Source organism: Bradyrhizobium guangxiense (genome assembly GCF_004114915.1).
In the GTDB taxonomy this organism is placed as follows: Bacteria; Pseudomonadota; Alphaproteobacteria; order Rhizobiales; family Xanthobacteraceae; genus Bradyrhizobium; species Bradyrhizobium guangxiense.
In genome coordinates this window covers 4,571,526-4,587,949 of the sequence record NZ_CP022219.1, presented here as the reverse complement: position 1 = coordinate 4,587,949, position 16,424 = coordinate 4,571,526, and the positions used below count along the sequence as shown (strand labels likewise).

At 63.0% G+C, this 16,424-nt stretch carries 15 protein-coding genes; 3 read left to right on the top strand and 12 right to left on the bottom strand.

The genetic code is table 11. The features are described 5' to 3' along the window. Positions 1–136: 136 nt before the first annotated feature. Genes pseF through X268_RS21945 form a run of 10 tightly spaced genes read right to left on the bottom strand, consistent with a single transcriptional unit; the run spans position 137 to position 10,270 of the window. Positions 137–826, bottom strand: a complete 690-nt coding sequence (gene pseF / locus X268_RS21990) for a pseudaminic acid cytidylyltransferase (RefSeq protein WP_128926856.1) — start codon at positions 824–826, stop codon at positions 137–139. Next, positions 823–2,001 (bottom strand): UDP-4-amino-4,6-dideoxy-N-acetyl-beta-L-altrosamine transaminase, encoded by a 1,179-nt coding sequence (gene pseC / locus X268_RS21985; RefSeq protein ID WP_128926855.1) that lies wholly within the window; start codon positions 1,999–2,001, stop codon positions 823–825. Before pseC ends, pseF begins: the two co-directional genes overlap by 4 nt. Continuing rightward, positions 1,998–2,999 carry a UDP-N-acetylglucosamine 4,6-dehydratase (inverting) gene (gene pseB / locus X268_RS21980; protein WP_128926854.1) on the bottom strand — a complete coding sequence of 334 codons (1,002 nt, stop codon included), beginning with the start codon at positions 2,997–2,999 and terminating at the stop codon, positions 1,998–2,000. Before pseB ends, pseC begins: the two co-directional genes overlap by 4 nt. A gap of 49 nt (positions 3,000–3,048) precedes the next feature. Then, a complete protein-coding gene (locus X268_RS21975; protein WP_128926853.1) occupies positions 3,049–3,888 on the bottom strand; it encodes an SDR family oxidoreductase in 840 nt (279 codons plus the stop codon). Between the two features lie 14 nt (positions 3,889–3,902). Beyond that, a complete protein-coding gene (locus X268_RS21970; protein ID WP_128926852.1) occupies positions 3,903–4,664 on the bottom strand; it encodes an SDR family NAD(P)-dependent oxidoreductase in 762 nt (253 codons plus the stop codon). After that, positions 4,661–5,509, bottom strand: a complete 849-nt coding sequence (locus tag X268_RS21965; protein ID WP_128926851.1) for a sugar phosphate isomerase/epimerase family protein — start codon at positions 5,507–5,509, stop codon at positions 4,661–4,663. The genes X268_RS21970 and X268_RS21965 overlap by 4 nt, the downstream gene beginning before the upstream one ends. After that, entirely contained in the window at positions 5,506–6,270 is a 765-nt protein-coding gene (locus X268_RS21960; RefSeq protein WP_128926850.1) for an SDR family oxidoreductase, read from the bottom strand. The genes X268_RS21965 and X268_RS21960 overlap by 4 nt, the downstream gene beginning before the upstream one ends. After that, entirely contained in the window at positions 6,263–6,952 is a 690-nt protein-coding gene (locus X268_RS21955) for an acylneuraminate cytidylyltransferase family protein (protein WP_128926849.1), read from the bottom strand. Before X268_RS21955 ends, X268_RS21960 begins: the two co-directional genes overlap by 8 nt. Then, positions 6,952–8,871 (bottom strand): N-acetylneuraminate synthase family protein, encoded by a 1,920-nt coding sequence (locus tag X268_RS21950; protein WP_245477594.1) that lies wholly within the window; start codon positions 8,869–8,871, stop codon positions 6,952–6,954. Before X268_RS21950 ends, X268_RS21955 begins: the two co-directional genes overlap by 1 nt. Before the next feature lie 22 nt (positions 8,872–8,893). Next, positions 8,894–10,270 carry a GHMP family kinase ATP-binding protein gene (locus tag X268_RS21945; RefSeq protein WP_128926847.1) on the bottom strand — a complete coding sequence of 459 codons (1,377 nt, stop codon included), beginning with the start codon at positions 10,268–10,270 and terminating at the stop codon, positions 8,894–8,896. A 311-nt stretch (positions 10,271–10,581) separates the two neighbouring features. On the opposite strand from X268_RS21945, the gene X268_RS21940 reads away from it, so the two are divergent. Both X268_RS21940 and X268_RS21935 read left to right on the top strand, forming a co-directional pair. Then, a complete protein-coding gene (locus X268_RS21940) occupies positions 10,582–11,337 on the top strand; it encodes a hypothetical protein (protein WP_128926846.1) in 756 nt (251 codons plus the stop codon). After that, a complete protein-coding gene (locus X268_RS21935; protein WP_128926845.1) occupies positions 11,334–12,131 on the top strand; it encodes a hypothetical protein in 798 nt (265 codons plus the stop codon). The genes X268_RS21940 and X268_RS21935 overlap by 4 nt, the downstream gene beginning before the upstream one ends. A gap of 13 nt (positions 12,132–12,144) precedes the next feature. On the opposite strand, the gene X268_RS21930 is transcribed toward X268_RS21935, so the two are convergent. Beyond that, positions 12,145–14,361: an acyltransferase family protein gene (locus X268_RS21930; RefSeq protein ID WP_245477592.1), complete on the bottom strand. Its 2,217-nt coding sequence runs from the start codon at positions 14,359–14,361 to the stop codon at positions 12,145–12,147. 289 nt (positions 14,362–14,650) lie between these two features. Here X268_RS21930 and X268_RS21925 point away from each other — a divergent pair, with 289 nt between their 5' ends. Continuing rightward, on the top strand, positions 14,651–15,052 hold the full coding sequence (locus tag X268_RS21925) for a hypothetical protein (RefSeq protein WP_128926844.1): 402 nt from the start codon (positions 14,651–14,653) through the stop codon (positions 15,050–15,052). 138 nt (positions 15,053–15,190) lie between these two features. On the opposite strand, the gene X268_RS21920 is transcribed toward X268_RS21925, so the two are convergent. Further along, positions 15,191–16,414, bottom strand: a complete 1,224-nt coding sequence (locus X268_RS21920; protein WP_128926843.1) for a phenylacetate--CoA ligase family protein — start codon at positions 16,412–16,414, stop codon at positions 15,191–15,193. Between the last annotated feature and the right edge of the window lie 10 nt (positions 16,415–16,424).

Sequence of the window (16,424 nt, the reverse complement as noted above, 5' to 3'; positions counted from 1 at the left end):
ATTACCGCTGGTCGGGGCTGGCATGTAGCGGGCGGCCTAAAGCATGATCCGGAACAGTGCGAAGCGTTTTCCGGAAAAATCATGCGCAAACAACAACCTTAAGCGCGATGACGCTTCATCTAAGTCTCATCGCGCTTTAGCCGCGACTGATGGCGCGAAACATGTATTCCGCCTGCTCCCAGTCCTCGAGCGTGTCGATGTCCTGCACATACTTCCGCGGAAGAACGATGCCGATCGATCGCTCGGAAAACAGCGGCACATCATCACGAAAGGCGTCGCCCGTTCCCCAGTAGAACTGGCCCGCATCGTGATAGGCCGGCTCGAGGTCCTGAGAGCGGGTCAGACGGTGTTCAGGATAGAAAGCGTCCACCCGTCCTGACGTCGTGATACGCACGGCCCGCTGGATCGGAAAGGCGTAGCTGGTGACCGAAAAGGCGAAGGCGGCGTCCGAGCAAGTGAGGGCCTCGTACCCCTCGCGCAGGTAACGCGGCTGAATCAGCGGTGCGGTGGCGTAAATGCAGCAGGCGTGGCTGATCTCATTGCCTCGTTCGCGGAACCACGTGACGGCGTGTTTGACGACTGCATTGGTGCCGGTGAAATCGTCGGCAATCTCCCTCGGCCGGACGAACGGCGTCGTCGCGCCCAGTTGGCGCGACACCGCTGCGATCTCCTCGTCGTCGGTGGACACGATGATCTCGTCGAACAGGCCGCTCTGGCGCGCCGCATCGATCGAGTATGAGATGATGGGTCTGCCACAGAACGGACGGATGTTCTTGCGGGGAATCCGCTTGCTTCCGCCGCGCGCCGGAATGACTGCGATCTTCACGAGAGGATCTTCGTGAGTGCGCTGACGACGGTGTCTTGTTCGGCATCCGTCATCTTCGAAAACAGCGGCAACGTGATGGCGTCCTGATAGTAACTTTCGGCTTCAGGAAACATGCCTGCGCGGAAGCCGAGACGCTGATAGTAGGGCTGGGTGTGCACCGGGATATAGTGCACGTTGACGCCGATGCCTGCCGAACGCAATGCATCGAAGACCTCACGTCGCGAGAGCTTGATCTCGTTTCGCCGCAGCCGGATCACATAGAGGTGCCAGGCAGAATTCGTGTCAGGGTGTTGCCATGGACTGGTTACCGGCAGCCCGGCGAGCAGGGCATCGTAGCGCTTCGCAAGCTCGCGCCGGCGTGCGACAAAGGCGTCGAGCCGGCCCAGCTGGCTGGCGCCGAGCGCAGCCTGAATGTCGGTCATGCGATAGTTCAGGCCGAGCTCGATCTGCTCGTAGGTCCAGGGACCATGCCGGTCCTCGTTGGAGCGATCCGCTTCAGGCGGATCGGTCTGCACCGGGCGTACAATGCCGTGGGTGCGCAGATAAGCAAGTCGCTCCCCGAGCCTTGGATCGTTGGTGAGCGCCATGCCGCCTTCGCCGGTCGTGATGATCTTCACCGGATGGAAGCTGAAGACCGCGATATCGCTGAGCTGCGCAGCTCCGATCTTCCGTCCCAGATATTCGCCGCCGACTGCGTGCGACGCATCCTCGATGATGCGAAAGCCATAGCGATCAGCCAGCGCGCGGATCGGCGTCATTTCGCAGGACTGGCCGGCAAAGTGGACGGGAATCACCACCTTGGGCAATCTTCCCTCGGTGCTGGCCTGCGCTAGCTTCTCCGAGAGCGCAGCCACACTCATGTTGTAGGTGCGCGGATCGATGTCGACAAAGTCGACGCTGGCTCCGCAATAGAGCGCACAATTGGCCGAAGCTACGAACGTGTTCGGCACGGTCCAGAGGATGTCACCCGGTCCGAGATCGAGCGCAAGACAGGCGATATGAAGGGCTGCCGTTGCGTTTGATACCGCGATTGCGTTGCGGGCACCGCAGTATCCGGCCATCGCCTGCTCGAAGCGGGGACCGGCCTGTCCTTGGGTCAGCCAGTCCGATTGCAGCACCTGCGTGACTGCGTCGATATCCTCAGCGGAAATATCCTGGCGCCCATAGGGGATCATTGGAGGGCAATCTTGTTGAAGTCCCGGATCTCGGCGGGGTCGAGGAAGTGGTCGTTTCGACCGGAATTGTACTCGAAGCCATCAGGAACCGGCTCACCACGTTCGCCGATCTGGTTCGTGAGATAGTCCACATCGCGGCGGAAGAACTTGATCGTCGGCTTGATCACGAAATGATCGTGAAACTTCACCGTCAGATGCGAATCGTCGGTCGGGCACATGACCTCGTGGAGCTTTTCGCCCGGACGGATGCCGATTACCCGGGTCGGCAGTGTTGGGGCCATTGCCGCAGCCAGATCCGGAATGCGAACTGAAGGGATCATCGGAACGAAGATCTCGCCGCCCGACATGCGCTCGAAGCTCTTGATCACGAAGTCGACGCCCTGCTGCAACGAGATCCAGAACCGCGTCATCCGCGGATCGGTGATCGGCAGATGATCCGCACCTGCGGCGATCAGCTTGTTGAATAGCGGCACGATCGAGCCGCGCGAACCGACGACATTGCCGTAACGCACCACGGCAAAGGCCGTGCGATGGCCGCCAGCCATGTTGTTTGCCGCAATGAACAGCTTGTCGGACGCCAGCTTGGTCGCGCCGTAGAGATTGATCGGCTGCGCAGCCTTGTCCGTCGAGAGAGCGATCACCTTCTCGACGTTCGCCGCGAGCGCCGCCTGAATCACGTTCTCCGCGCCATGAACGTTGGTCTTGATGCACTCCATGGGATTGTATTCGGCGGCCGGCACCTGCTTTAGCGCAGCGGCGTGAACGACGAAGTCGATCCCTTCCATGGCCGTGCGGAGGCGCTCGCCGTCCCGGACGTCGCCGATGAAATAGCGCATCGGGGGCTGATCGAACTCCTGCTGCATCTCGTATTGCTTCAGCTCATCGCGCGAGTAGACGACGACGCGGCGCGGCTTGAAGTCCGTCAGCAGGCGGCCGACGAACTTCTTCCCGAACGATCCTGTGCCCCCAGTGATCAGAATGGCTTTTTGATTGAACATGTTCGCTCTTGCGCCGGATCGTTATCTGGAATGGGGAGAATGCCGCTGGTTACCATACGCTCCTGCCGCCGTCCATCACCAGGTTCTGTCCTGTCATGTAGCTCGATGCATCCGAACAGAGGAACTGTACCGCCGCGCGGTACTCGTCCACATCGGCCATGCGGCCCATCGGAATCAGGCGCGTCAGTCGTTCGACGAAAGCCGGGTCCTGGTTGTTGAAGACGCCCCCCGGCGAGATCGCATTGACCCGCACGCCGTGGTCGGCCCAGTAGGTCGCCAGATATTTCGTCAGCCCGATCAAGCCGTGCTTGATCACCGAATAAGTCACCGGCTTCACCGGCTGCTCTTCTTCACGCATCACCTGCGGCTGGCGGTACAGCCGTTGGTCCGGCGCGATCACGCCGAGATCCGAGGCGATGTTGAGGATCACGCCGCGGCCACGCGCCGCCATGGCGCCGCCGAACACCTGCGCACACAGCATCGCACCGGTCAGGCCTACGGCGATCTCCGTCTGCCATTGCGGGACCGGAAATGCTTCGAAGCGCGAAGAATGCATTACCCCCGGTGCGGAGGTCACCTTGGGGTCGATCGCTGCGTTGTTGACGAGGATGTCGACGGAGACGCCGCGCCCGGAAAGTTGCTCGCTGGCTGCCCGCACCGAGTCGAGTGTGGTGACATCGATCGCCAGCGCGATCAGGTCGGCGGACGGCGCCTGCTGCCTGAGCGCGGCAACGGCCGCTTCAGCCTGCGCAAGCCCGACGTCGGTGACGACGACACGCGCGCCGGCCTCGGCAAGCGCGGCGACATGCTGGCGCCCGAGCAACCCGCCTGCGCCGGTTACGAGAGCAGTGCGGCCGGTCAGGTCATAGCGTGAAGACGGGCTTGCCATCCGGAGGCTCCTGTTCAACTGCGCAACTGGCCGCCGTCGGCGACCATGACGCTGCCGGTGATGAATGCCGCGCGGGGTGAGGCGAGGAATGCGACGAGGTCGGCGACCTCGTCCGGCTTGCCAAGCCGGCGCAACGCCACCTCGCGCTCGAGCATCTCCTCGACCGCGGGTCTGTTTTCCGCAAGCTTGCGCGCCCAGGTACCGTCCACCGAGAGGATGTTGCCGGGCGCAACCGCATTGACGCGAATGCCTTCGAGCGCCAGCGGGCGGGCCAGGCCGCGAACGGTCGCATTCAGCGCGGCCTTTGCAGCGTAGTAGGTGACGGGTGCGCCAAGCGCCGCCATGCCTGCGATCGAAGAGATGCAGACGATCGTGCGGTCGCCGCTGCCGCGCGCCATCAGCGGCCGGGCGGCCTCGATCATGTTGGTCGTGGCGAACAGATTAAGGTCCATTACTCGCGACCACTCCGCCGCGGTTTCCTTCCCGGGCGGTACGGAAGCGCCGCTGCCAACGTTGCAGACGAGGATGTCGAGGCGCCCCCAGCGCCGCTCAACCTCGTGTACCAGCGTCGCGGCAGCGACCGGGTCGGTAACGTCGGCCGCGTGCGCCGATGTGCTCCCGCCGATCGCAGCTCGAGCCGCATCAAGTGCATCGGCCCCCCGCGCGGCGAGCGCGACCTTGGCTCCTTCCGCAGCGAGCGTCGTCGCGATCGCAAGTCCGATCCCGCGGCTGGCGCCGGTGACGAGAGCGACCCGATCGTTCAGCTCGAGCTTCATCGCGCCGCGTCCTCGATCCAGCCGATCGTCATGTCGCGATAGCTGGCGAGCGCTCCGGCGTGATCGCCGTCGGCGGCGCGCGCAGTTTGCAGAATGTACTGACCCTTGTAGCCGGAACGCTCGATCAGGCGGATGGTCTTGGGAAGGTCGGCGTTGCCGGTGCCGAGCGGCACGGTGGTGCCGCCGCGAATGCGGTCCTTCACATGCACATTGAGGATGCGCGGCGCGTAAGCGGCGATCTCCTCCTCGCTGTCATAGCCCAGCGAGGCACTGTTGCCGCTGTCGTAGTTGATGCCGAAAACGTCAGTCGGAAACGCCTCCATGAACCTGGCAAGCTCCCGCGGCGGCAGATCGGATTCGAAGACGATCTTGACGTTCCGCCTTGCGAGCTGCTCGGAGCGGGCGAGCAGCACACGCTTCAATGTATCGCTCTCGCTCGCGCGCTCGATCTTGCCGTTGTCGACCAGCGGGATCACGACGAACTCGATGCCGATGCGGCTGCAGGCGGCGATCAGGAGGTCGAGGTCGGCGACGAGCGCGTCACGCACGACGGCATCGACCTTCCAGAATGGCGCCTGCATGAAGCAGTCGCCGGTCAGGCTCGGGATGCGGACGCCGTTCTGGCGCGACAGTGCCAGAATCTCCTGCTGCCCCGGCTCTGTCGCCAGCGGGTTCTCACGCAGCCGTTCCTGATCGATGGTCCATTCCATCCGCGTCAGGCCGAGCTCTTTCGCGCGCGGGAATTCCTCACGCCATTCATTCCATGGGAACGCCTGGATCTTGCCGTCGACGAGCGCCGACAGGCGTCCCTGCATGAAGCCGATGCGTTCGAGCGTTGCGGTCACGATTTGCTATCCGAACTGATGGCGAGGCCTTTGGCGGTCCAGCCGCCGTCGATGAAGATCTCCTGACCGGTCACGTAGGCGGAGGCTTCCGACGCCAGGAAAACGGCCGCTCCCACCATGTCGGCAGGCTGTCCCCAGCGACCGAGCATGGTGTGGCGGCGTCGATCCTCGTGCATGGCAGGATCGGCGAAGCTCCTCGCGGTCATCTCGGTCGCGACGTAACCCGGCGCCAGTGCGTTGACGCGAATGCCGTCGGGCGCGTAGTCGGCGGCGAGGGCGCGCGTCAACCCGGCAAGGCCCGCCTTCGCCGCAACGTAGCCGGGATTGCCGGGAAAGCCGCGGATCGAATTGATGCTGGTGACGTTGACGATTGCGGCCGAGCCCGCCTTCTTCAGGAGCGGATAGGCGGCAAGGATGGTGGCGTAGACGCCGGTGAGGTCGGTCGCGACCGTAGCGCGGAAGCGCGAAAGCTCGCTTTCAGCGCTGTTTGCGGGCAGGCTGATGCCGGCGGCATTGACCAGCGCGTCGATACGCCCGCCTTGCGCCGCGATCATGCCGAATGCGTCTTCGATCGCGTTGTCGTCGGAGAGATCGCAGGCAATCGCGGTGATGTCCCGCGGCGCGGTCCCGGACCGGCTGAGGCCGAACACTGTAGCGCCCGCATCTTGGAGGCCGGCCGCAATAGCGGCGCCGATGCCCCGCGAGGCGCCGGTGACAACCGCGATCTTGCCTTTGAGCGAGAAGGCGCTGAGGTCAGGCATAGCCGTAACTTCGCATGATGGCGGCGCAAAGCTTGACGTCCTCGGGACGGTCGATCTGGAACATCTTGTGACGCTCCATGACGTGGAAACCGATCTTGCCGCCGAGACGGTTATTCTGCTCGCGCAGGAGAGATGGGATCAGGACGTAGAACGAGCCGTTCTCCAGATAGCGCTTCTCGATCTGCTGCCGCATGCGGCGGTTGCGGAAATCGTAGTTGATCGGCTCCGGGCCGTTGGCGCCGATCCGCCAGTTGAAATAGTCCTCGACCTCGCACACCGAGAGCAGGCTGTCGAGGTGCTCGCGGTCGAAGGTCTCGAGGGCCTGCTCGATGTCGGCGGATTCGCGGATCGGCGAGGTCGCCTGGAGCGCGACGATGCGCTCGAAGCGCCCGAGGCGCGCATCGATGGCCTCGAGCGCATGCAGCCAAGCGGATTCGGAGGAAGCGAGGTCGCCGGAAATGTCGTCCGGGCGCCGCACGCCGACAGCTCCAGCGGCCTCAGCCGCGGCGAGGATGTTGTCGCTGTCCGACGAGACCGCCACCACGTCGACGCCCCGCGCCGCGCGGGCCTGCTCGACGGTCCAAGCGATCAACGGTTTGCCGCAGAGATCGAGCAGGTTCTTGTGCGGGATGCCCTTCGAGCCGCCGCGCGCGGCGATCACGGCCAGCGTCTTGCGCGCCATCAGATGTGTCCCTCGAGGCGCTCGAGCGCGGTCCAGAAGCCTTCGCCCATGTTCTTGTGGCCTTGCCATATCTCGGGAATGAACGAGGCGGTCGGTGCATGCTTGCGCAGGACCTGGCCGATCTCGTCGAAATCGATCTCGCCTTCGCCGATCTGGAGGCCTTCGCCGTCGAGCCCTTTGGCGTCGCCGAAGTGCAGATGCGCGGTGTGTGGCCCGAGCTGGGCGAGACCTTGCGCGAAGTCGAAGCCGAAATGATTGGCGGCGAGTTTCGTGTGCGAGATGTCGACGCACATGCGTAAGTTATGCTTGGCGCAGAATGCGGCCGACTCCTCGGGGAAGATAAAGATGTTCTGGTGGCGCTGGCCGCCGAAATGCCAGGGGAACGGCGCCATGGTCTGCGGCGTCAGCTCGACACCATCCATGTCGAGCTCAGTCAAGCTCTGCGCGAAGATGCGGTAGCGTTCCGCCTTCTCCTCTGGCGGCAGCGGCTCGTCCATGGTGAAGCCGCCGATATTGGCGACGATGGGCGGGCGCTTGGTCTTTGGAAAGTACTTCTTCAGGCCGCGGGTGATGTCGATCACCGCCTGTGTCTGCTCCAGTGAATAGCGCCGCAGCGCCTCGTCCGGCGTTGCAAGGTCCATCAGCTTGGAGCCGGCGAACAGCTCGGGCGCGTGCACGACGAAGCCGAGATCGTAGGTACCGGAAAGATAGGCCGCGGGATCGCGCTCCATGTCGCTGTAGCTGAGATGGAACTCGATGATGTCGGGCTTGCAGATTTCCAGAAAGCGCTCGGCGTCGTGATAACGCACGGGCACGCCCCAGGGGCGGTCGAAGCGGTATCGCCGTGCCTTTGCCGCGCCTTCGTCGAGATCGCTTTGGAAGAAATAGTCGTCGGCCGCCATCGTCCGCGTCAGCTTGCGACCGAGCAGCGCTGGCATCTTCAGCGGCGACAGGCCCTGTCCCGGGCTCTTCACGGCGATGTCGGCTTCGGAGATCACGGTGCCGGCCGAAAGGTCGCGCGCGGCCACCAGGCTCTTGGCGAGATTTTCGCGGTTGATCAACTCGCCCTGGCTCAGCGCGCGCTCGGCCCGCTTCTCGCCCCGCGCCGCCTCGACCTCGCGGATGCCGGAGACGAGTGCCTTGAATTCTTCCGGCTCCAGGCTCGCGGCATGGTCCGGCCCCTCCATCTCGCGGTCGAGGGTGATGTGGCGCTCGATGACGACGGCGCCGAGCGCGACGGCGGCGGTCGAAACGGCAATCCCGCGCTCGTGGCCCGAATAGCCGACGACCGGATGGATCTCGCGCAGCGTCTCCATGAAACGCAGATGGATGTTGTGGAGCGCGGCCGGATAAGTGCTCTGGCAATGCAGCAGCACGTAGCTCGCGTTGCGTTCGTCGAGGAATCTTGCCGCGGCCCTGATCTCCTCCGTCGTGCTCATGCCGGTCGAGACGATCAGCGCCTTGCCGGTGGTGGCGAGGCGCGCGAGCAGGGGCAGGTTGGTGAGGTCGGCCGAGGCAACCTTGTAGGCCTGCACGCCGAAGCTTTCGAGCACGGCGACGCTGCTCGCGTCCCAGGGCGTGCAGAGATACTGGATGCCCTTCGCTGCGCAGTACTCGGCGATCTTCTTCTGCTGCGCGGTCGGAAGCTCGAAGCGCCGCAACAGATCGAGCGTATATTCGACCGCGAGGTCGTCGTCCTTGCCGGAGAGGCTCGATGCACGATAGACCTCGTCAAGCTTGCGCATCTGGAACTTGGCGCAATCGGCCCCGGCGGCGACCGCGGCATCGACCAGCGCGATGGCGCGGTCGAAGTCGCCATTGTGGTTGTTGCCGATCTCGGCGATGACGTAGCAGGGTTCGCCGTCGCCCAGAAGATGGTTGCCGATGCGGACCGGAGCGGGCTGCTTGGGCGATGTCATCAACATTCTCGTCTCATAAACGTCAGGTGAATCGCGTGGGAAAGCGCGACTTCCACGTCCTCAGGCCGTTCTCTTCGAACATCACGCGCGAACAGTTGTGCCCCTGTTGTTCCAGTGCACCGATGAGCTGGTAGCGCTCGAATGGACGTACGAAGAACATGAAATATCCGCCGCCGCCGGCGCCCAGCAGCTTGCCGCCGACCGCACCATGCTGCTTGGCGAAATCGTAGACCGCATCGATCGCGTCCGACGAGATCTTCGAGCTCAGCTTCCGCTTGGCGTGCCAGGCCTCGTCGATCAGCCGACCGCATTCGAGCAGCTGGCCGCGCAGGAGGTGTCGCCGGATATCGCGCGTGACTTCCTTCTGCTTGGCAGCCGCGGCGACGGCGTCGCTGGTCTCGTGCTGTGCCTTCTGGTCGCGGTGGATGGCGCCGGAATCGCGGCCGGAGCCGGTGTAGCAGAGCACCAGGCTCTCCTCGAGCTCGGCGATGATGTTGGGGTCGAGACGCAGCGGTACGATGGTGTTCTGGTCGGAGAAGAACTCCATGTGATTGAAGCCGCCGAACACGGTGGCGTACTGATCCTGCCAGCCGCCGGGGATGTTGAGCATCAGCCGCTCGGCCTGGAACGCCATCTCCGCGATTTCGTGGCGGTCCCACTGATCGCTGCGGAATTCGTTGAAGCAGCCGATGATGGCGGAGGTGACCACCGCCGAGCCGCCGAGGCCGGAGCCGACCGGGAAGTCGGCGGAGACTTCGAGCTCGAACCCGTAAGCGGGCTTGATCAGGCGTACGACGGATTTGATCAGCGCCAGATCTCCGTCCGTTCCGAGGTCTGCGAGGTTGTTCGCCTCGATTGTGCGCCGGAAATCGTGCGAATAGATCCGGATGCTGGAATCGTTCCGCCGTCGCAGCGTCGCGTGAGCGTACATCTTGATCGTGGCGTTGATGACCGCGCCGCCGTCATTCGCCACGAAATAGTGCGTGAGATCGGTCCCGCCACCGGAGAAGGAGATGCGGACCGGCGAGCGGGCGCGCGCGAACACCTCGCTCTCCTCGGACAGGTTGAACAGCTCGCGGCTGAACACGTCGACCAGCCGTCCTTCGCCATCCAGCATCGGAACCACATGCACACGCTGGTCGAGCAGTTTGAGAATTTGCTCGCGTGGTCCGCCGGAGCGCGCCCAGACGAAGTTGCGATTCACGCAGGTCGCTACCCGATCGTGGATGGTGAGGCCCGTCAGCATGCGCCTGCGGATATCGCCGTCGGTTACCGCGCCGACGATTCGTCCGCTCGCATCCTGTGCGAATAGAATGCCGAGCATGTTTGCATTGAGGCGCCGGAAGGCTTCTTCAATGGTCTCGGTCTCGGCGATGGTGACGTGGCTCTTGTCTGCCAAGGTTCTGGGTCCAAAAAGCGGAGGCAATTCCAGCCCTTATCCCCGGTGGCGAGCCGCTCGAAAAGGCCTCGATCAGGGTCGTAGATACGGCAGGGGGCCGAACGATGCAAGTTTCCCGGGACTGCCGGAAATGGGGCGCATCTCTTGGTGAGCTCACGAAGGTCCGCCTTGAGTGCGCTCGTATTATTCGACGGAACTCGAACATTGTGTCCGCAGACGTGGTCTGTGACGAGTGTCCGCGGGGCTTGTGCACGGGTCGGTTGACGGGTACCTTCCCGCAACCTTTCGACATTGTATTTTGGGGGACACCCTTGCAACGAAGATTGCTGGTCCCGTCGCTTGCCTCTATCGGGCAAGAGTCGGGCTTCGCGGTAAAAACGAAGGCGACCTCGATCCGGGTTAGGACGTTTCAGGGTGGCTTACTTGCTTCGGTTGCGGAGTTCGATCCAGCTCCGATCGTACGCCTGCGGCGGTCCCAATGGGCTTCACATCTTCCCGTGTCGAACGACGAGTTGAACACGGTTGAGCTTGTGGGCGAGCCCGGGTCCGAGAGTGAAGGCGAACTGCTGTATCGCGATGGCGCGCAGCAGGTCTCGGTGTTGACTGGCCTCGTTCCGCTCCGGGATGCGGGCTTCAAGTTCAGCCCGATCGTGCATCAGGCGCACTACAACGTGCTACTGCCGAATGTCGAGACCTTCGTCGTGCTTGCGAATCTCGTTGCTGAGAGCGACAAGCCGGCGCGACCCAATAAGATGCAGGTCGAGATTAGAAACATGTCGGCGCAAGTCCTTGCAGTCACCGAGATCGATGCTGGCTTGAATTCGACCTACCTTTTGCCCGTTGCAGAATTGGCGCGAAGTCACGGGATCGATCCCAGTCAAGGGCTGTCGCTTCGTATCCGCGGTGGGGCAAGTCAGTTTGCGGTCTTCACCGTATTCCGAAACCTGACCAGCGGCGCACTCGGGATCGAGCACTCGCTTCCCCCGATTTACTTCACGGAGGCACCATTCAATCCGGCTCTCAGAGGACGCTTCCAGAAGGCGGCGTTCGGGGATTTGAAGCTATGACCAATCTCCTCCCTGCGGCACTTGCCCGCGCCGGTCGCGCCCTTGATGCGGCCCATATGAAGCTGAAGAAGGCCAAACCTCACCTGTTCGGGTCGCCGATCCGGCAGAACATGGTTCAGCTATATCGACACGACGCGGATTTCGACACGATCATCAGCATTCCGCACCATCTGAGCTTTCTTGCGCCGGACACCAACATCGACATCACGTACGGTATTCGGGCCTTTGACCGGAATGGCAAGCTGGTGGCCGACCGCGAGCACAGGGTGAAGCATTTCGAGACGCTTCAGAGGCCGATCTCCGAATTGTTGGGGTGTGAACCGGACGAGCACGGCATGTTCTCGATCCGCTGCCACTACAGTTCCCCGTCGGGCATCGACTTCCTTGGCATGACGTCTCCGCAATTCATGACGATCTTCATGCCGCGAAGCGAGCGCGGTGCGCCGCAGATTACGCATTCGCACAAATATATGGATCGATTCCCACCCTTGAAGAACGCATTCGTCCGTCGCTCCGCGCTTCTGGAGGGGGATCCGAACCTGACCGGGATCAGCTACTTCCTTATGAACTCCAGCGGTGTGACCGCGAGCGCCGCGCTCACGTTGACTGGCCCATCCTACTCGGCCAGACACCCTGTCACGGTGAAACCGCACGGCGCCGCGCGGATTGATTTCGATGCCGCGGGCGAAGGTCCCTTCGAACTTGCTTGCGAATGGGATCGCGTCGTGAATCATCGAAAACCCATCGCCTTCCGACGGTTTTCGTCGGGCCTCGTGACCGCCGCGCATTCATAGCGCGGCGGCGTACTCATCGAGCCCTGACGTCCGCCGGGCTCGCTTGAGCGGCGGCTTTTTGGCGATCGTCGGCGAGCGCAGCCGTCAAGCCGATCCTGTCGGCAAAATCCTTTCGCGTCTGCAGGCGCAGATTGCGACGGATATGGCCGATGTCCCGCCAGAGAAACTCATCGTCGAGATGGACGTCACAACCGTCGCTCCGGCACAGTTTCTCGGCCGGAATGACCGCGGTGACGTGAGGGACCGTCTTTGCGAGCTCGGCGAATAGCGCGTCGATGAAGTCCGTCTTCCGCCTGATGATGCGCGCATCCGCCGGCCCGATCGTCGCGGTGCAGGGTGCTCGGAGCAGCGTCGAATTGCTTTGATGGCCGCACTCGACGACGTTACGGGGAAGCTCAGGCACTGTTCCCATCAGGAAATAGCGGCGCTCCGGCCTCGATGTCGCATCGAATAGCTTCAACAGCGCGTTGCGCATCGCCTGAATTCCGAACTCGACATCTCCTTTGCCGATCCTCACGGGCAGATCGAGCCAGTTGGAGGTGATGACGAGTTGATCGATCGCGTCGTCTTCTGCGATGATCTTCATGCCGTTCGCATGAAAGCTCTGGCATCGCTCAGGATATTTGGGAACGTCGACGGAGATGATGTAGTAGTCATCGCCGAGCACCGCTGAACAACCGGCATAAACAAGAAAGGCCCGGTCGGGATCGGTATTGATGGCGGCGAAGATGGGCGCAAAATGCTGCGCATGGCTGTCGCCCCAGATCATTGTCTTTCGTTTCGCGCTTTGCCAGGGAGCGCCAAAGGTGCAAAAGCCGCCAGGGATACCGTTGATTCGCGTCGTCTCTGGACAGGGCCAGTCCCACATGACCTGCATGCTGCGCATGGCTTGCGCTTCGAGTGGGAGTCGCTGCGGAAGCCCGTCGGCGCTGTCGACATACATCGAAGCGCAGAAGACGAACATGATCGAGGCGAAGCCGGCCGCGACCGTACGAGGGGCTGTCCAGCGCGGCTTCCGGAACGGCTGCTCGATGTAGCGATACGACAGGGTTGATATGATGATCGAAACGACCGCAAGGCCGATTGCTTGGGCAATGCTCGGCTTTCCGTTTTCGATATAGATCCGGAAATACACCCAGATCGGCCAATGCCATAGATACAGGCTATAAGAGATCAACCCGATCGGCGCGAGCAATCCGAGGAGTCGGCTCGCGTTCGTGATTTGCGCGCGCGGCCAAATGACGAGGGCAGCGCCGATGCAGGGGAAGAGGGCGGACGCCCCGGGAAATCGCGATGGCGACACGACGAGGAATCCCGCGGCAATCAGCGCCAATCCGACCCAGGCGGCGATCTCGCCGGCAAGCAGCGGTAGAGCGGGGAGAAAGGCCAGAAGAGCGCCGAGCGCAAGCTCCCATGCCCTGGGTAGCGCCATGTAGAACGCACTTTTGGGGTCAACGTGAAAATAGACGATGCTTGCGACGCATCCGATCGTCACGATGACGGCAAGGATCGCGGCAAGCGCCGTTCTCGAACCGACGGTGGCCAACGCGAGCAGCAGCAGCGGCCACACGAGATAAAACTGCTCCTCGACCGCGAGCGACCAGGTGTGCAGCAGCGGCAGAAAATCTGCGACTTGGTCGAAGTAGCCAGTATTAGCCAGAAAAAAGAAGTTCGAGACGCCGAACGCGGCAGCGGCGCTGCTCTTCGCCAGCGAGGCATAATCCCCAGGCATGAGCAGGAACTTGCCAGCCAGAAGAGCAAAAGCCAGCATCGTCAGCAGGGCCGGCAGAATACGTCGCATCCGTCGCTCGTAGAAGCCAAGGACCGAGAACGTTCCGGCGGCAATTTCACCTGCCAGAATCTGCGTGATCAGAAATCCGCTGATGACGAAAAACACGTCAACGCCGGTGACCCCGCCGCGGAGCGGCGCGCCGTAGTGAAAGGCAAGGACCGAAAGAACCGCGATCGCGCGCAGCCCGTCGATTTCGGCGCGATAGCCGGGCCTTGTTGAAAGCTCCATCGTCTCACCTGCCCATTCGCTTGCAGGCGGCATAACATCACGATCTATCCAGAACAAGGCGGGCCGCCACCCCTTGCTCGCCCAACAAGCCCTTGAAACGAGCGATTTTCCGCCTGCCCACAGTCTTTTGGACGGCAGGAACAAGCCGCGGCAGTGGAGGGTTGCCGCGAGCTGTGTTAGGTGCTCTCGACAGCCGACCAATTCGTCCATCGTCTATTTCCGCAAGAAGCTCACCCGCGTGCAATCCCCGGCACACTCTTCAAGTCAGTGGTTCCCGATCAGTGTCAGCGCCCGTCTCGTGCGTCATCGACCCATGTCCCCCGTAAGCTGCATTCGATCATTGCGATAATTCGGCGGTCGGACTTCGTCGGATATCTGAGGCGGGAGCGGCCAGTTTAGGGGCGGCGTCGCGCCAGGCGCGACAATTTGCCCGTAGTTTCGGCGTTCATGGTGCATTCAGCACCATCCGGCGATGCTCCCCTGCGCAGGAGAAAACAAGATGCTGCTGACCACGATTGCGACAATCCTTGCTCTCTATGGAGCTCCAGCACCGCTGACCGAAAGCTCCAACCGCGCACTCGAGGTACAGTATGGCGTGCCGAGGCATCCGCCCCCTTGCGGGCATGGCTGGGACTTGAGCGCTCGAGACGGTCTTTGTTATCCAAACGGTTACCTGCCTCCTCAAGACCAGGAGGCGCGGCAGCGATATTATCGCCCGCGATACGACGGGCCGGGGTACGATGATGAAACTCCGTACCGGTCGTACGGAATGCGCAGACGCCCGGTCCCCTGCGGTCACGGCGCCGATCTCGATATTCGCGATGGCCTCTGCTACCCGAACGGGATGGTTCCGCGCGAGTTTCAGAACCGGCCAGACAATTATTACTACCGCCGCTATTGAGGTGCGAACGCTTCGGGCATCGGTCAGCCAGATCGCTAACTGCGGGGAGACCTGACTGGCGCGATGGTCCAATCCCGACGTTCGATCGAAGCCGGCTGAGATAGGACATCATCAGCCGGCTACGTAGCCAGGCAAGATTCATCGTTCGTCGGCGATCACCTTGCCGTCATTCGGCAGCACGCCGGGGCTGACCAGTTCGACGGTGCCTCCGAGCTTCGTCACGCTGCGCAACGTGCCAGCGATCTCTTCGCGTAGCGCCTCGCTCGCGGCCGCCGTCTCAGCTCGCAATGTCATCGCGTCAGTCTCGCCCTGTCGTGTGACGACGAGGCGTAATCTTCCGAGCGAGGAATGGCGCTTGCCGATCTCGGCGATCTGCTCAGGACGGACAAACATGCCCTTGACCTTGGTGGTCTGGTCGGCGCGGCCCATCCAGCCCTTGATGCGCATGTTGGTGCGACCGCATTTGCTCGGCCCCGGCAGCGCGGCGGTGAGGTCGCCGAGCGCAAGGCGGATCCAGGGATGGTGCGGATCGAGCGAGGTCACCACGATCTCGCCGACGTCGCCGGGCGCGACGGGATCGCCGGTACCGGGCTTGACGATCTCCAGGATCAGGTCCTCGTTCACGACCATGCCCTCGCGCGCCTCGGTCTCGAACGCGATCAGCCCGAGATCGGCAGTGCCGAAGGCCTGGTAGGCGTCGATGCCGCGCGCCTTGATCTCGGCCTGGAGTGAAGGCGGGAACGCGGCGCCCGAAACCAGTGCGCGCTTGATCGAGGAGACGTCGCGGTTCGAGCTCGCTGCCGCATCGAGCAGTATCTTCAGGAAGTCCGGCGTGCCGCTGTAGCCGACCGGCCGGTAGGCCTCGATCAGCTCGAATTGCTGCTCGGTATTGCCGGGCCCTGCGGGGATCACGGCGCAGCCGAGTGCACGCGCCGACGCATCGAAAATGAAGCCGCCGGGGGTGAGATGGTAGCTGAAGGTGTTGAGAACGATGTCATCGGGACGGAACCCGGCCGCGAACAGGGCCCTTGCGCCGCGCCAGGGATCGGCCTGCCGCCCCTCCGGCTCGAAGATGGGGCCGGGCGAGGTGAAGAGGCGGGCAAATGAGCCAGGGGCCGCCGCCACAAAGCCTCCGAAGGGCGCTGAGGCCTTATGCAGCGAGGGCAGTTCCGACTTGCGCAACACCGGCAGGGCCGCCAGCGCCGCCCTGGAGGTCACGGCGGCGGCATCGAGGCCTCTCAGCCGCTCGGCATAGGCCGGGGCGGCCATCGCGGCTCGCAGCACCGCCGGCAGGCGGGAGAACAGATCGGCCTCGCGGGCTGCCGGCTCACGGGTCTCGCGGGCGTCATAATGGGCGGTCATGGCTGTTCTT

What these genes read in the sequence shown, in the direction of transcription:
- X268_RS21930 (WP_245477592.1), bottom strand. Translation starts at nt 14,361, where the DNA reads ATGGACGAATTGGTCGGCTGTCGAGAGCACCTAACACAGCTCGCGGCA.
- X268_RS21935 (WP_128926845.1), top strand. Translation starts at nt 11,334, where the DNA reads ATGACCAATCTCCTCCCTGCGGCACTTGCCCGCGCCGGTCGCGCCCTT.
- X268_RS21955 (WP_128926849.1), bottom strand. Translation starts at nt 6,952, where the DNA reads ATGGCGCGCAAGACGCTGGCCGTGATCGCCGCGCGCGGCGGCTCGAAG.
- X268_RS21925 (WP_128926844.1), top strand. Translation starts at nt 14,651, where the DNA reads ATGCTGCTGACCACGATTGCGACAATCCTTGCTCTCTATGGAGCTCCA.
- X268_RS21975 (WP_128926853.1), bottom strand. Translation starts at nt 3,888, where the DNA reads ATGGCAAGCCCGTCTTCACGCTATGACCTGACCGGCCGCACTGCTCTC.
- pseB (WP_128926854.1), bottom strand. Translation starts at nt 2,999, where the DNA reads ATGTTCAATCAAAAAGCCATTCTGATCACTGGGGGCACAGGATCGTTC.
- X268_RS21970 (WP_128926852.1), bottom strand. Translation starts at nt 4,664, where the DNA reads ATGAAGCTCGAGCTGAACGATCGGGTCGCTCTCGTCACCGGCGCCAGC.
- X268_RS21950 (WP_245477594.1), bottom strand. Translation starts at nt 8,871, where the DNA reads ATGACATCGCCCAAGCAGCCCGCTCCGGTCCGCATCGGCAACCATCTT.
- X268_RS21920 (WP_128926843.1), bottom strand. Translation starts at nt 16,414, where the DNA reads ATGACCGCCCATTATGACGCCCGCGAGACCCGTGAGCCGGCAGCCCGC.
- X268_RS21960 (WP_128926850.1), bottom strand. Translation starts at nt 6,270, where the DNA reads ATGCCTGACCTCAGCGCCTTCTCGCTCAAAGGCAAGATCGCGGTTGTC.
- pseC (WP_128926855.1), bottom strand. Translation starts at nt 2,001, where the DNA reads ATGATCCCCTATGGGCGCCAGGATATTTCCGCTGAGGATATCGACGCA.